Source organism: uncultured Paraglaciecola sp., assembly GCF_913020055.1.
Classification (GTDB): domain Bacteria; phylum Pseudomonadota; class Gammaproteobacteria; order Enterobacterales; family Alteromonadaceae; genus Paraglaciecola.
On the sequence record NZ_CAJWCF010000017.1, the window covers coordinates 40,521 to 53,442 of the forward strand.

The window sequence follows — 12,922 nt, forward strand, 5'->3', positions numbered from 1 at the left end:
AAACAAGATTCATCTAGCAATAAACCTAGAAATAAAAGCAAGTGTAGCGTGTTTGAAACTTTCATTTGGAGATAAATATGCATCTAATTAAAAACCTAACGACGGTGGTTTTTTTATCAATCGTTAGCTCGTCTGTTGGGGCGATAGAAATAGACAAAACTGCCACTATCAAAGATACCAAAACCACTATTATGGGGATCAATCATATTGGCTTGTCTGTGAAGAACCTCGATCAAGCGCTGGCTTTCTATCTACAGGCTACGGATTTTGAGCTAGTAAAACGAGAAAAAATATTCGCCAATAGCCACTCGGATGCATTGTATGGTGGGCAAAGCCTGGAATATGAAGTGGCGACCCTTAAAGCGCCCAATATGTTGTTTGAGCTGACTGAATTTGCCATTAATAAAGAGCTAAGATTAAGCGATATGCCCGCTCAGGGCCCCGGTATGACCCATACCTGTTTTCAATCTCCTAAAGCTGAATCCGGCTACGATAAATTTGTCGCCGCAGGCGCTCGTTTGCTCACGCCGGGAAATACCCCAGTTGACTTAGGCGGATACGGCGTAACTTATGCTTATGGATATGATCCAGAAGGCAATATGTTTGAAATGGAACAGCTGGATGGGAAAATTCTGGCTCGCGCCGGTTATGACAATGCCTGGCAAGAATGGGACAGCCCTATGTGGATGACACAAGTTGCTTTTGCCACCCCGGATATCGAAAAACTAATGGACTTTTATCAAGACGTATTAGGCATTAAGCCTTATCGAAAAGCCGAAATCAGCAAAAATCCCAAAATTGATCGTATCACCGGACTCACCGACTCAAATGTACTAGCTGGTTGGTTCAAAATGAACGAACAGTCAAAGATGATGGAGTTTTGGCAATTCAAAACACCTAAAACAGAGGCCTTCACCGGCCAGCGTAAAGCAAGTGATTTAGGGTATAGCTACTCTCTAGAAGTGGGTGATATTCAACAAGAGTACAAACGTCTTATATCTCTTGGCGTTGACTTGATCAGTGCCCCGCAACAAGTTGGTGGATATTGGCAGATGTACGCCAGAGATGTAGACGGCAATATATTTTCACTTCGTCAAGTGATCAAGGCCAATTCGAACTATTCCATTGTTAGCTTTGAGCTACCTGGCTAAGTGCCTTTTACCGATTTTGTGAAGTATCTGTAGAAAGGTAACCTATGTAGATCCATTAAAATGTGTGTGAAAGCTCACCTTCTTCTAATGATTAATGGTTTTATATGAATATTAGTGAAAATGTTGCCAATCGGATTGCACGATTCAAAATTGACATGTAGTCACCACTGTTAGAATTTATCGGCCCGATAGGGGCCACAACTGCGAGAATTCTTTTATGTTAGATAAGCGATATTCCAAATTAGTAAGCATTGCTTGCTACTTGTTGATTGCACCGTTTGTGCTGATCTCCAACCTTGCCTTCGCGGCCGCACCGCTAGCTGAGACCGCATCGACAACTGAAACTATGACATTAGGCTATGACTCCAAATATGCCACGCTTAATGGTCTGAAGTTTCACTATGTACAAAAAGGTGAAGGTGATTTAATCGTCTTTTTGCACGGATATCCCTTTTTTGGCGCGTCTTGGGACAAACTTCTGTCTCATTTTTCAAATACATATCATGTAGTTGCTCCAGACAATCGAGGTTACAACTTATCGGCAAAACCAGAAGGGGCTGAAAACTACAAAATTGAACTACTAGTAGAAGATGTAAAAGCCCTGATTAAGCATTTTCCAGCAGATAAAAAAGTTACTCTGGTGGGTCATGACTGGGGCGGAGCGTTGGCATGGACAACGGCGCAAAAATACCCCGAATTAATTGACAAGGTAGTGGTTATTAACGCCCCCCCTTACAATGTTTTACTGCACATGATTGTCAACAATGAAGAGCAAAAAAAATCCTCCGCTTATATGGAAAGACTCAAGAGCCCGAAAGTTGAAAAGGTATTTGCAGAGCATGGACCAGAGATGTTATGGCGTTATGGCTTTGACCGAGGTTATGCAAACGGACACCTAGACGACGAATTCAAGCAGGCATTTTTCGCCGCCTGGAATCAACCGGGTGCGCATACCGGTGCAGTGAACTGGTATCGCGCCAACGTACCTGCGGTAGCCGATATAAACGATTCGTCTTACTGGCCATCAAAAATGGCCAGAGTTACGGTGCCTAGTTTGCTGATATGGACAGAAAATGAACGCACCTTTGTGCCGGCTATGCTGGACGTAATCCCCAAGTATGTAGATGATTTAAGCATCACTGTGATCCCAGGCTCAGGGCACAGTCCGTTTTTTGATAAACCGCAGGATGTTATCAAAGCAATGGAAGCGTTTCTCAAGCCCTAAACATTGACTTGTTAGCATCGTTAAATGCTTCACCGTTGTATCTTCAAGAAACTACTAATTGTGACTGCCAATAAATAAGTAGGGCAGTCTGTTGTGCACTTTCGTACATTTTAAGAGCTGGGATATCGTCTATTCTTGCGAAACATTATTAATGGAACGTTTTCAATGAAATACCTTGTACGCATCTCTATTTCCTTATTCCTTGTTCTTATTGTTACTGCTGCACTAGGGTATGTTTATTTGGCTCCTGTCACTAAGCCAGAACCTGTATCATCAGATGCAACTCGCGTTTCGATAAATAGTGGAGACTTAATTGGTTATCAAAACGAGCTCGACGTGTCGGTCTGGCAAGGTATTCCTTATGCAGAACCGCCCATTGGCGACTTACGTTGGAAAGCACCACGCCCAGTAGCCCATTGGGAAGGGCAAAAGTCTGTCTTGAAAATTGGTCCTGACTGTGCGAGTCAAAGCTTCAAAACATCAATCGACAACAACCATTTTAACGGCAGCGAGGATTGTTTGTACTTGAACGTTTACGCTCCAGAAAAAGCGGAGAACTTGCCCGTATTGTATTGGATTCATGGTGGTGCAAACAATGGAGGTAGCAGCAGTAATCCTGTCTATGATGGTTCTCAGTTAGCATCAAAATTTGATGTTGTCGTTGTTAGCATTAATTATCGTTTAAGCGTTTTTGGTTGGTTATCACACCCAGCACTGCGAACCAGCCCAGACTTACCTGAAGACGCATCGAGTAATTATGGCATTCTTGACCAAATTGAAGGCTTAAAATGGGTACATCAAAATATTGTAAAATTTGGGGGCGATGCTAATAAGGTGACTATTTTTGGTGAATCTGCTGGTGGCTGGAATGTCATGGCTTTAATGGCTTCACCTCTTGCAAAAAACTTATTTCACGGTGCAATTGCCCAAAGTGGCGGCTTGGATATTGAGACCATTGCTAGGGCAGAAAACTACGAAGATGCAGGAGGTCATCAACATAGTTCTCGGGAATTTATTACTCAACTCCTCATAAGTGAGGGAAAGGCTAACGATATCGCTAGCGCTAAAGCGATACAAAACAGTATGACTACAACTTCCCTTGCAACATATTTACGTAGTAAAAGTACAGCAGAGGTTTATCAAGCTTTTCGTAGTGAAACCGGTGGCAAAGTTTTCAGAAATCTAAATTTAATTGGTGACGGCGTGGTATTGCCCAAAGCTATAGCGTCTGAGACTCTTTTTTCAGATCCAGCTAACTACAATGCCGTTCCAGTGATGTTAGGGACCAATCGCGATGAAATGAAGTTGTTTTTAAGCTTTAACCCCGACCATGTGGATATGTTGATGGGATTGCCCATCGGCATTAAGGATAGCAAGCGCTATGACAAATTCAGTCACTACGGCAGTAACCAATGGAAGATTAAAGCGGTAGATCGTTTAGCTGCTGTTATGCGCCAAGGCCAGGGCAACAATGTATTTGCCTACCGTTTTGATGCCGATGATTTACGTGATTTTGGTTTTATCGATCTAAAAGAGTTGTTTGGGGCAGCGCATGGACTCGAAGTGTCTTATGTGTTCGGAAATTTTGTCACAACGATGAGCCGTATTATCCACCCGACAGAAAATCATAAAGCAAGAAATGCGCTATCACAAACCATGATGTCATACTGGGCCGCTTTTGCCCACCATGGGACGCCTGGAAGAGGCTATTTCGGAAAACAAATTGAATGGTCAGCTTGGCAAAATAGCAGTAATGAAAATCGAGTGATGATTTTAGACACGAGTTTAGATGGTGGTATTCGTATGTCTTCTGAACAATTATATATGGATAATTTAAGGAAAGCATTTTTGACAGATACGAGTTTTGTCAACCAACAAGAGTTTTGTTCTGCATATAAATTGTTATTTAGAGGAAAAGATTTTGTGCAGAAAGAGTATGATTTCTTAGGCGAAAAAGGCTGTTCCGACGTCGAATCGTAGACAATGATTGCTTAACGCAATGCTTTAATGAGCGGTTTAAAACGAAAAAAATCTTCAAGTTAGCTATTTATTTTTGTTTCTTAAGCAGTGGTTTTAGCGCCGTATCGTAGTTGCGTTTTAACCCTTCAATGCTACCAATCATCATAGCAACGGTTATGTCTTCAATTGTTTGCCGGCTGACATCATGGCGGGTAAGGTAATGACCAGCCGCTGCAGGCATACCAAAAGAAATATCTATGGCGATTAATGCGATACCCATATCGATTCCAAAATGATCATGCACGATTTCAGCCACATATTTAACTGCTGTTCCTCGGCTGTATTCGGTGGGATCGCCATGCTCAGACAAACTAGGCTCAGCCGCTAATCTATCTAAGATTAAGCCTCGTTCGTCAATATAACTCAAATAAGCCTTGGTCGTTTGCCGGACCAATTGCTCAATGGTTTCAGCACCTTCTGCTGCTTTTGATTGGCGTATTCTTAAGCTTTTATATTCTCGTTTGAGTAAGGTAGCCAGCAATTCCTTCAAACTAGGATAATAAGCATATACCAACGACTTACTGATCCCAGCTTCCTGCCCCAGTCGTTCCATGCTTATCGCAGAGACACCTTCAATTGCAACCATTTCGGCCGCGTGATCAAGGATTAAATTTTTTCTAACCTCAGGTGAAAGTCTGGTGCGTGTTTTTTTGGATTCTGTCATAGCAATAGAACTGGCCCATTAGAGGTGAAAGGTGAGCGCTAATAGTATGGATGATAGTGATAAATGCAAGCTTTGTTAAGACACATTGGCTGGTTAATACTGTTCACTTACTCAAAAAATGAATCGAAAGCAAAATCATTACTTTGGGCTAGCTATAAATTTGGTTTTGGAGCTTGGTTGGTTTGCGTATATTGCTTAGGGTAATATCTAGAAACCCATTAAAGTCTCTAATTAGGTGTGACTGATCAGCATAATCCAAGTTAGCAGCCAGCTCCGTTAATGAAAGTTGTCTATTCTCTAACATTTCTAAAGCGTGGCTTAGCCGATATTTTCTAATTAACCACTTGGGTGGTAAACTAACATAGGTTTTAAATAAGCGTTGTAGCGTTCGCACAGATGTACGGGAAATGTCTGCTAGCATTTCAACGCGCTTAATTTCGTTGTTATTTTTCATCTGTTCAGCAAGTGCCTGCACGTTACTAAGTGCTGAGTCCTGCGGCATAACTATTTTTCGTAACGTTTCATCTAAATGGGTAACTACGTCTTTATCACAATCTGCATTGAGCGTATTTTCTACTAGCTTCTGCTGATCAAATAGCAAAATATCAGCGGCTTCAAATTCAGTATCCACAGCTTTATCTATTGGGCAAGGGAGTCGTTTGGCTAATACCCCTAAATTGAACTTCACCCCGATAATTTTGCCTTGGCCCTGCATGCAATAGTGATACTTTTTACTCACCGGCCCCAGCACTTTTGCACCTTGTTGGCTAATGACCAAGTGCATATTCGGGTCAGGCAAGTTTTGTTGATTGTGGGGCTGTTGGCCGCGCAAATCCCAATCCACCAGCCAAAATTGCTCAATTAAAGGCGCCAGAGTTGACTCTGGTAGGTAGCGCCTTAATTGAAAGTGTTGGGCACTGGAATTTGGGTGCAATACACCTGATATTTTTTTATCGTTGCTTTGCATTAATCGAATAATATGTCGTGTTTGTTCAATATTGACTGTCGATCATGCATTAGGGTATGGGCTGTTGATCTTTCATATATCATCGAGACTGAGGTCATTTATTTGGATACCTAGGCGTTTGCCTTGAAGTTTAGCCATTCTAAACGAAAGGTAAACAACGAAGGTAGGCGAATAAATGGCCCAGCCCGAAGGGTTTTCCTCAAAACGCCCTCACTCTGCGTTAAAATCTGTTTATTTGGATGGCCAAATTTCACAGATTTGGCCTTGATTGAGCACATTTTGAGAAAAATCTCGGTGACATATGAAAGATAAACAGACCATTGTATTTTGAGCAAACGTCATGGGGATAAATATGCACACTTTAACAGGGCAATTTCAGATAAAAGATTGGCAAGAAACTACTCAGAGTGAATATAAAGTAGGAAAACGTAGTTTAGCGAACGTTAAACTTGACTATACCGGTCATGTTACTGGGTCCAGTGAATTGCAGTATTTATTAAGTTATCAAGCAGATGGCAGCGCTGATTTTGTTGGATTTGAAAGTCTACAAGCAAGCGTAAATGGAACATCGGGTAGTTTAATAATAAGGCATATTGGTCGTTTTGTTGCTGGGGTGGCGAGCAGCCAATTTGAGGTGATCCAAAGCACCATTACAGATAAGCTTATTGGTTCAAAGGGACACTTTACTTCAGGTGAAAATGGGCAAGCTGAATACACTATTGAAGTCAGTTAGTAATGATTATTAGGAGGATATATGAGTGAAAAAATTAGCGGTGGTTGCCTTTGCGGTGTAGTTAAGTTTGAAGTAGAGAATGACTTTAAACGTTTCTATTTTTGTCATTGTCAGCAATGCCGAAAAATTACCGGTTCGGCCCATGCATCCAATTTATTTGCACGCCCCGACGCTATAACGTGGATAACAGGCGAACAACATAAAAAACAATTCAATTATCCAGACCGTGATTTTACCGTGGTATTTTGCAGCGAATGTGGTTCAGGTTTGCCTTTTGTGACTAAAAGCGGAAAAGCCTTACTAGTGCCTGCAGGTAGTTTAGATTCTGAGCCGAACATTCAACCCAATAACAATATATTTTGGGCTGAACGAGCTGCTTGGTATGACAATGGAAAACTGGCGACTACCTGTGAGGGTTTTCCCAGCTAATTAGTCTGAGCTTCACCGCTGGCAGTTTGTTCTAACATCGCATAATAAAACTGGATGGCGTTGAGGTAATCTTGCACCGAAATTTGCTCATTCAGACCATGGAATTGTTCTAATGTCTCTGGATTCAGTGACACCATCATAAAGCGATAAATATTCTTAGACAGGCTTTGAAAATGTCTTGAATCGGTTGCCCCTAAAACTAAATAGGGAGTGACGAGTACATTGTCGTCCAAGCGCCTTATTGAGCTTTCAATTAACTTAAATCCAATGTTATCGGTAGGTGATACAGCCGATGCTTCGTTGGCTAGTTCGGTAGCAAGTGTCACTCTAGGGTCGTCAATTACACGCTCTAGGTGTGCTTGAATACTCGCCACCGTATCGCCGGGTAATATCCTAAAGTTGACTACTGCTGTGGCAATAGTGGGCAGTACGTTTGATTTAGTGCTGCCTTGTAACATAGTGACCGCTGTTGTTGTGCGAGCGCTTGCTGCTGAACTAGGACTTTTCAGTAAGGTACTGAGTACCACAGGTTCAAATAACCATAAATTAGCCAAAGGTAAGCGCTGTGATAACGGCATTGAATAACCAATGTTATCGAACATTAAATCAAAAAATTCAGTTCGAGCATCAAAAGGGTTGTTTTCAACATTGACTATGGCACTGGCTAAAATACCCGCAGCAGTATGTGCTGGTGGTTGTGATGAATGTCCACCCTCTCCTTTAACAGTTAACCTAAAGTTAACGAAACCTTTTTCAGCCACACCCACTAGGCCTATAGGTTGAGTGGTGCCGGGAATAATGCCGTCGGTGATCACGCCGCCTTCGTCTAAGATAAATTCGAATTGAGTCTTTTTCTCAGCAAAATACTCAGCTATGGCTATTGCCCCTTCACCGCCTGTTTCTTCATCGTGACCAAAGGCAAAATAGATATCTCTTTGTGGTTGGTTATTTTGTTTTAGGTACCATTCAAGTGATTCCATCAGTGCAAGCACACTGACCTTGTCGTCAATTGCACCTCTACCCCAAATGATGCCGTCTACCACTTTTCCACCAAATGGTGGTTGTAACCATTGGTCTTTGGTTTGTTCGTCAACCGGTACAACGTCCATATGCCCCATAAAAAGTGCGGGTTTGAGTTGTGGGTTTTGGCCTTTTAAGTGGAAAACCATGCTGTAATCATTGAACTTTGTTAGCTCTGTTTTTTCGAACACTAAGGGAAAAGATTGTTGCAAATGTTGGTGAAAGGCTTGAAATGCCGAGTGATCTAGCTTGCTTGAATCGTCATAAGAAATAGTGGGAATTTGTAGTGCTTGACTAAACCTCTCTATGGCTGCGCTTTCATTTAATGTAATCGGTGTAAGAGATTCTGTGACCTGGTATTGGTTATTTTCAAAAACGCTAGTGGCGCGATAAAACAAAATAGCTACTAAAACAACAATGAGGAACGCGGCAGACAACAGTATTTTTTTCATTAGGTAGTCACTTATTCTTATTTACTGGGTAAACTTGTCAGCAGTATATCCTTTCACCGAGATTAATAAAGCCTTGTCTAACCCCGTTCTGTTTTCTGTTGTGGTGCTTATTTGGGGATCAACCTGGCTGGCCATTACTTATCAGTTTGGCGAAGTCGACCCTACTCTTTCGGTTGCTTATCGTTTTTTAATTGCCGCGACGATCCTATTTACCTACTGCAAAATCAAAAAGTTATCTTTGCATTTACCTACGCATATTCATGTCAAAATGGCTGCTGTTGGTTTGTGTTTATATACTCTTGATTACACGCTTTTATACCAAAGCCAGCAGTATATTATTAGTGCGATTGTAGCGTTGATGAGCTCAGGCATGGTGTATATCAATGTGTTGTTGCGTCGGGTGTTATTGAAAAAACCTATTCGCAGTGAAGTCATGATAGGGGCGACCTTGGGCATGTTTGGCATTGGTCTAATATTCTTGCCGGAGTTTGCCAAAGTCAGTGCTAATCAATATCTGGTATTGGGTATTAGCTTGGCATTTGCCTCGTTCTTTTTTGCTTCTTTGGGCAATGTTGTATCTGAGCGTATTCTGGATCATGGCACACCTGTCATTCAAATGAATTTTTGGGCTATGAGTTACGGCGTTATTTTTATTTTCACTGCAGCCATGTTTAATGGTGCGGAATTTAGCCTACCCACTAATCCTAATTATTATTATTCAATGTTTTATTTGTCGGTATTTGGTTCGGTTTTGGCCTTTGGAGGCTATATGCAGCTAGTCAAACAAATGGGCTCAGATAAAGCCGCGTATGTAGTGTTAGTTTATCCCATTATTGCCTTGATTTTGTCGACAATGTTTGAAGGTTATCAATGGCACTTGGAGGCATTTATTGGTGTGGCAATAGTATTGTTTGGCAATGCGGTAGCTATGGGCAAACTACCGCTTCCATTTGGTAAAAAAGCTTAGTCAAAGTTGATTCAGCTTTTGGTTCAGCTCATAACTAGGTTCAGTGACAATTTTTTCCAGTATCTGCACTCTTTCTGTTAATTGTTGAATTAGCAGATTTTTTTCATCCTGACTTGGTGTGGTTTTTTGTGTTTGGCTAAATGGGTTACTGCAACGGCCATTTAACCAGTCTGCTAGTTGCCAGTTGTTTTTGTGATCCAACCAACAAACAGCCAAAGAAATCACAGCGATAATCGATAATATAAGGGTAAATTTGAGTGGATCCATAAGTTTCTCCTGAGTGATTGGTTATATAAATGTGTTGTTTGTTATTTGCCTTTAACTCAGTAGTCTTAGCTAAGCAAAATTTATTACAGAATATTTGTAATAAATTTATTAAGTTAAAGACTATGTTATTGAACCTATTATTTTAATTGCCTTTTTTAGGGAACATTGAGCCACTTGAGCACGGATTTTAGCCAAGTTTTACGAGAGCATGCCGCCTTATTGGGCCGTGTGGCTGCGACCTATGAAGCCAATTTTCATAAGCGCCAAGAGTTGCTTCAGGAAATTACCTTAGCGGTGTGGCAGGCTCTGGATAAATTTAAAGGTGACAGCAGTATAAAAACCTATGTATTACGAGTGGCTCACAATAAAGCTATTACTCATGTGGCTTATCACGCTAAACAACCTCGCAACGATAGTTATTGTGAAATGGAGTCCCCTGAACCAAGTCATAAACCATCTGCAGTTGAGCAAATTGACCAACAGCAAAAATTTCAAATGATGTTGGGCCAAATTCGACAAATGCCCATACAAACTATGCAAGTGGTGACCATGTCGATGGAAGGTTTGAGTTATGACGAAATAGCAGACGCTTGCGGTATTAGTAGCTCAAACGCGGGTGTAGTGCTCAATAGAGCAAGAAAAGTATTGATGGAGAGCATGCAAAATGGCTGATAATCAAGATCCGCTAAAGCAACTTTGGTTACAGCAAGAAGTCGTGTTGCCAGATCTTTCCCAAGTGAGCAAAAATTGGCATAAAGTCAGACTTAAACAATGGTGTTATGTTGCATTGGATGTTTTAAGTTTATGTTTTTGTTTTTTAATTGTATGGCTTAACGCAGATAAGTTGGATGGTTTAAGCATGACATTAATGTTAGTAGTCATGTTAGTGTCAGTTGTCTTTGTCGCGTACATCACTTGGTTGCGGCGTTTTTCTTTTGGTTGGTCTAATGCTTCAACAGACGAGCATATTCAAAGGCTACTAAAACAAATTGAAAGTAATATTAAAATCGCTAATTTGAGTTTGCACTTGGTGTGGTTTGTTACATTGTTGACGGTGATTTTTTATGCTGGCTTGTATTATTTTGAGGTGTTTCCAGAAGATAGGTTTATTCGCAAACTTACTGTTACTCTAGGAATACACGCTGTTGTGATGCCTGGTATCTGGGTTTGGGCTTCTAGGCGCAAAAAAAGATTCATTAAAGAATTGTCAGAACTAACTAAATTATTAGCGGGTATCAAGGTCTGATTGCCTTTCGGGTTGGGCCATTTATTCGCCTACCTTCGTTGTTTACCTCTCGTTTAGAATGACTAAACTTCAAAGCAAACGCCTCGGTATCCAAATAAATGACATCAGTCTCGAGGACGTATGAAAGATCAACAGCCCCTAGTGTTATCTTTCTGGTCCCTTAAAAAATCGGACTTTTTGAGACTAAAGTAAGCTGTTATGCTGTGTTATGTTTTTCATTCTGGCTAAAATCAAAACATGACAGATGTTTATCAAAACTTCCTGCCAAAACAACATTTTTCTGACCTGCAACGCTTGTTCATGACCAACATCTTACCTTGGCATTATTCTGATCGTGTGGTGTCTACGCAGCGACACTTTATGTTTGGGCATACGTTTATGGAAGATGGCCAGATTGTTAATCCAACCTATTTTGAGCCTGTAAGAGGTATGTTGTTACAATTACAACAGAAGGTTAAATTTATTGGTGTGAGCCGCATTCGAGCTGTGATGTATACCAATCAAGGCAAAGAAATAAAACACCCAACTCATGTGGATATTCCTCTCGATTCAGGGGTATCAGACAAATTTCGTATTGCTGTTTTTCATGTTAACACCTGCAATGGAAAAACGGTGATTGGCGATAAAGAAATCGAGTCCCAACAGAATCAACTTATTTTGTTTAAAAATGTTCCGCATTACGGCACCGTACAAACTGACACGGACACGCGAGTTGTCATAAATTTTTCTCTGAGAATTGAATAAGAAATATTGGATTCTTTTAACTTACAAGTTGGGCTGTGAACTCAAAACCTTAGTAAATTTGTGGTTGAAACCTTTTGTTATGCCTTTACTCTACTGATATATAAATCAAACTGATTAAGAGACTATTATGCCTGACATTGTTGTCATGTTTTTTCTGCTTGGCCTGATTGCTGGCTTAGTTCGCTCTGATCTAAAAGTCCCTAAAGCCACCTACGACACTATGAGTTTGTTGTTGATGTTAACCATTGGCCTCAAGGGTGGCATGGCTTTACATGGAAAGTTGAGTTGGGACTTAGTACCTGAACTTTTGTTGGTTGGTGCCTTGGGCGGCATTATTCCGCTATTACTATTTCCGATACTGAGGAAGCTGATACAGTTGTCATTAGCTGACAGCGCCAGTATTGCAGCGCATTACGGTTCAGTAAGTGCAGGTACATTTGCTGTGGCATTGGCTTATGTTGAAACCAACCAACTCGCGGTATCCGCGCAAGTTACTTTATATTTAGTCTTATTAGAACTGCCTGCCATTGTGGTGGGATTGTTGTTGTATCGCCGATATCAAACTGGCACTGCTTCTACTAGCATGGGTAATTTATGGCATGAGTCATTTACCAATAGAGGCGTTATTTTACTATTGGGCGGTGTGATCATTGGTTTTATGTATGGTTATCAAACCGGTAGTGAAGTCACCGAAATGTTTACTGGTGTCTTTAAAGCCGTGCTTGCATTGTTTTTATTAGAAATGGGCTTAGTGGCGGCAGGTACATTGCAACCTATTCCTTTTAAACATTGGCGCTTGCTAGTGTTTGCTCTATTAGCACCTAGCTTGTTGGCTGGTTTTGGTATTGCAACGGGTTATGTGTTGGACTTAAGTGTGGGCTCTACGGTTATTCTAGCCAGCCTACTCGCCAGTGCTTCATACATTGCAGCACCTGCAGCGATCAAAAGTAGCATTAATGAAGCTGATATTGGTTTAGCCATGTTGGCTTCGTTGGGGCTGACATTTCCGTTTAACGTGATAATCGGTATCAGTTTTTA

14 protein-coding genes are annotated in these 12,922 nt (G+C 41.1%); 10 read left to right on the plus strand and 4 right to left on the minus strand.

All coding sequences use genetic code 11. The features are described from left to right. The first annotated feature begins 77 nt into the window (after positions 1-77). The 3 genes from QZ488_RS05605 to QZ488_RS05615 all read left to right on the plus strand — a co-directional run bounded on the left by QZ488_RS05605 (position 78) and on the right by QZ488_RS05615 (position 4,356). Positions 78-1,151: a VOC family protein gene (locus QZ488_RS05605; protein WP_293746821.1), complete on the plus strand. Its 1,074-nt coding sequence runs from the start codon at positions 78-80 to the stop codon at positions 1,149-1,151. Between the two features lie 217 nt (positions 1,152-1,368). Beyond that, positions 1,369-2,376, plus strand: coding sequence for an alpha/beta hydrolase (locus QZ488_RS05610; RefSeq protein WP_293746822.1), 1,008 nt, complete (start codon positions 1,369-1,371; stop codon positions 2,374-2,376). Positions 2,377-2,541: 165 nt separating this feature from the next. After that, a complete protein-coding gene (locus QZ488_RS05615; RefSeq protein WP_293746823.1) occupies positions 2,542-4,356 on the plus strand; it encodes a carboxylesterase family protein in 1,815 nt (604 codons plus the stop codon). A 67-nt stretch (positions 4,357-4,423) separates the two neighbouring features. Here QZ488_RS05615 and QZ488_RS05620 read toward each other — a convergent pair whose 3' ends face one another. Then, the gene (locus QZ488_RS05620) at positions 4,424-5,059 is read right to left on the minus strand and encodes a TetR/AcrR family transcriptional regulator (RefSeq protein ID WP_293746824.1); all 636 of its coding nucleotides are present in this window, start codon (positions 5,057-5,059) and stop codon (positions 4,424-4,426) included. A 148-nt stretch (positions 5,060-5,207) separates the two neighbouring features. After that, entirely contained in the window at positions 5,208-6,026 is an 819-nt protein-coding gene (locus QZ488_RS05625; RefSeq protein ID WP_293746825.1) for a helix-turn-helix transcriptional regulator, read from the minus strand. Positions 6,027-6,378: 352 nt separating this feature from the next. Here QZ488_RS05625 and QZ488_RS05630 point away from each other — a divergent pair, with 352 nt between their 5' ends. Both QZ488_RS05630 and QZ488_RS05635 read left to right on the plus strand, forming a co-directional pair. Continuing rightward, on the plus strand, positions 6,379-6,759 hold the full coding sequence (locus tag QZ488_RS05630) for a DUF3224 domain-containing protein (RefSeq protein WP_293746826.1): 381 nt from the start codon (positions 6,379-6,381) through the stop codon (positions 6,757-6,759). 21 nt (positions 6,760-6,780) lie between these two features. Next, positions 6,781-7,188, plus strand: coding sequence for a GFA family protein (locus QZ488_RS05635; RefSeq protein WP_293746827.1), 408 nt, complete (start codon positions 6,781-6,783; stop codon positions 7,186-7,188). On the opposite strand, the gene QZ488_RS05640 is transcribed toward QZ488_RS05635, so the two are convergent. Beyond that, positions 7,185-8,660 carry a M20 family peptidase gene (locus QZ488_RS05640; protein ID WP_293746828.1) on the minus strand — a complete coding sequence of 492 codons (1,476 nt, stop codon included), beginning with the start codon at positions 8,658-8,660 and terminating at the stop codon, positions 7,185-7,187. The two genes, QZ488_RS05635 and QZ488_RS05640, sit on opposite strands and share 4 nt — an antisense overlap. Before the next feature lie 73 nt (positions 8,661-8,733). Here QZ488_RS05640 and QZ488_RS05645 point away from each other — a divergent pair, with 73 nt between their 5' ends. After that, on the plus strand, positions 8,734-9,627 hold the full coding sequence (locus tag QZ488_RS05645) for an EamA family transporter (RefSeq protein ID WP_293746836.1): 894 nt from the start codon (positions 8,734-8,736) through the stop codon (positions 9,625-9,627). Here the strand turns inward: QZ488_RS05645 and QZ488_RS05650 are convergent, their stop codons facing one another. After that, on the minus strand, positions 9,628-9,894 hold the full coding sequence (locus QZ488_RS05650; RefSeq protein WP_293746829.1) for a hypothetical protein: 267 nt from the start codon (positions 9,892-9,894) through the stop codon (positions 9,628-9,630). 174 nt (positions 9,895-10,068) lie between these two features. On the opposite strand from QZ488_RS05650, the gene QZ488_RS05655 reads away from it, so the two are divergent. The 4 genes from QZ488_RS05655 to QZ488_RS05670 form a co-directional block, all read left to right on the plus strand. Then, on the plus strand, positions 10,069-10,566 hold the full coding sequence (locus tag QZ488_RS05655) for a sigma-70 family RNA polymerase sigma factor (RefSeq protein ID WP_293746830.1): 498 nt from the start codon (positions 10,069-10,071) through the stop codon (positions 10,564-10,566). Further along, positions 10,559-11,140, plus strand: coding sequence for a hypothetical protein (locus tag QZ488_RS05660; RefSeq protein WP_293746831.1), 582 nt, complete (start codon positions 10,559-10,561; stop codon positions 11,138-11,140). The genes QZ488_RS05655 and QZ488_RS05660 overlap by 8 nt, the downstream gene beginning before the upstream one ends. 237 nt (positions 11,141-11,377) lie before the next feature. Next, positions 11,378-11,884, plus strand: a complete 507-nt coding sequence (locus QZ488_RS05665) for a hypothetical protein (protein WP_293746832.1) — start codon at positions 11,378-11,380, stop codon at positions 11,882-11,884. 127 nt (positions 11,885-12,011) lie between these two features. After that, on the plus strand, positions 12,012-12,922 hold a 911-nt coding region (locus tag QZ488_RS05670), incomplete at its 3' end, for a sodium-dependent bicarbonate transport family permease (protein WP_293746833.1).

What these genes read in the sequence shown, in the direction of transcription:
- QZ488_RS05630 (WP_293746826.1), top strand. Translation starts at nt 6,379, where the DNA reads ATGCACACTTTAACAGGGCAATTTCAGATAAAAGATTGGCAAGAAACT.
- QZ488_RS05625 (WP_293746825.1), bottom strand. Translation starts at nt 6,026, where the DNA reads ATGCAAAGCAACGATAAAAAAATATCAGGTGTATTGCACCCAAATTCC.
- QZ488_RS05660 (WP_293746831.1), top strand. Translation starts at nt 10,559, where the DNA reads ATGGCTGATAATCAAGATCCGCTAAAGCAACTTTGGTTACAGCAAGAA.
- QZ488_RS05605 (WP_293746821.1), top strand. Translation starts at nt 78, where the DNA reads ATGCATCTAATTAAAAACCTAACGACGGTGGTTTTTTTATCAATCGTT.
- QZ488_RS05615 (WP_293746823.1), top strand. Translation starts at nt 2,542, where the DNA reads ATGAAATACCTTGTACGCATCTCTATTTCCTTATTCCTTGTTCTTATT.
- QZ488_RS05620 (WP_293746824.1), bottom strand. Translation starts at nt 5,059, where the DNA reads ATGACAGAATCCAAAAAAACACGCACCAGACTTTCACCTGAGGTTAGA.
- QZ488_RS05635 (WP_293746827.1), top strand. Translation starts at nt 6,781, where the DNA reads ATGAGTGAAAAAATTAGCGGTGGTTGCCTTTGCGGTGTAGTTAAGTTT.
- QZ488_RS05640 (WP_293746828.1), bottom strand. Translation starts at nt 8,660, where the DNA reads ATGAAAAAAATACTGTTGTCTGCCGCGTTCCTCATTGTTGTTTTAGTA.
- QZ488_RS05610 (WP_293746822.1), top strand. Translation starts at nt 1,369, where the DNA reads ATGTTAGATAAGCGATATTCCAAATTAGTAAGCATTGCTTGCTACTTG.
- QZ488_RS05650 (WP_293746829.1), bottom strand. Translation starts at nt 9,894, where the DNA reads ATGGATCCACTCAAATTTACCCTTATATTATCGATTATCGCTGTGATT.
- QZ488_RS05665 (WP_293746832.1), top strand. Translation starts at nt 11,378, where the DNA reads ATGACAGATGTTTATCAAAACTTCCTGCCAAAACAACATTTTTCTGAC.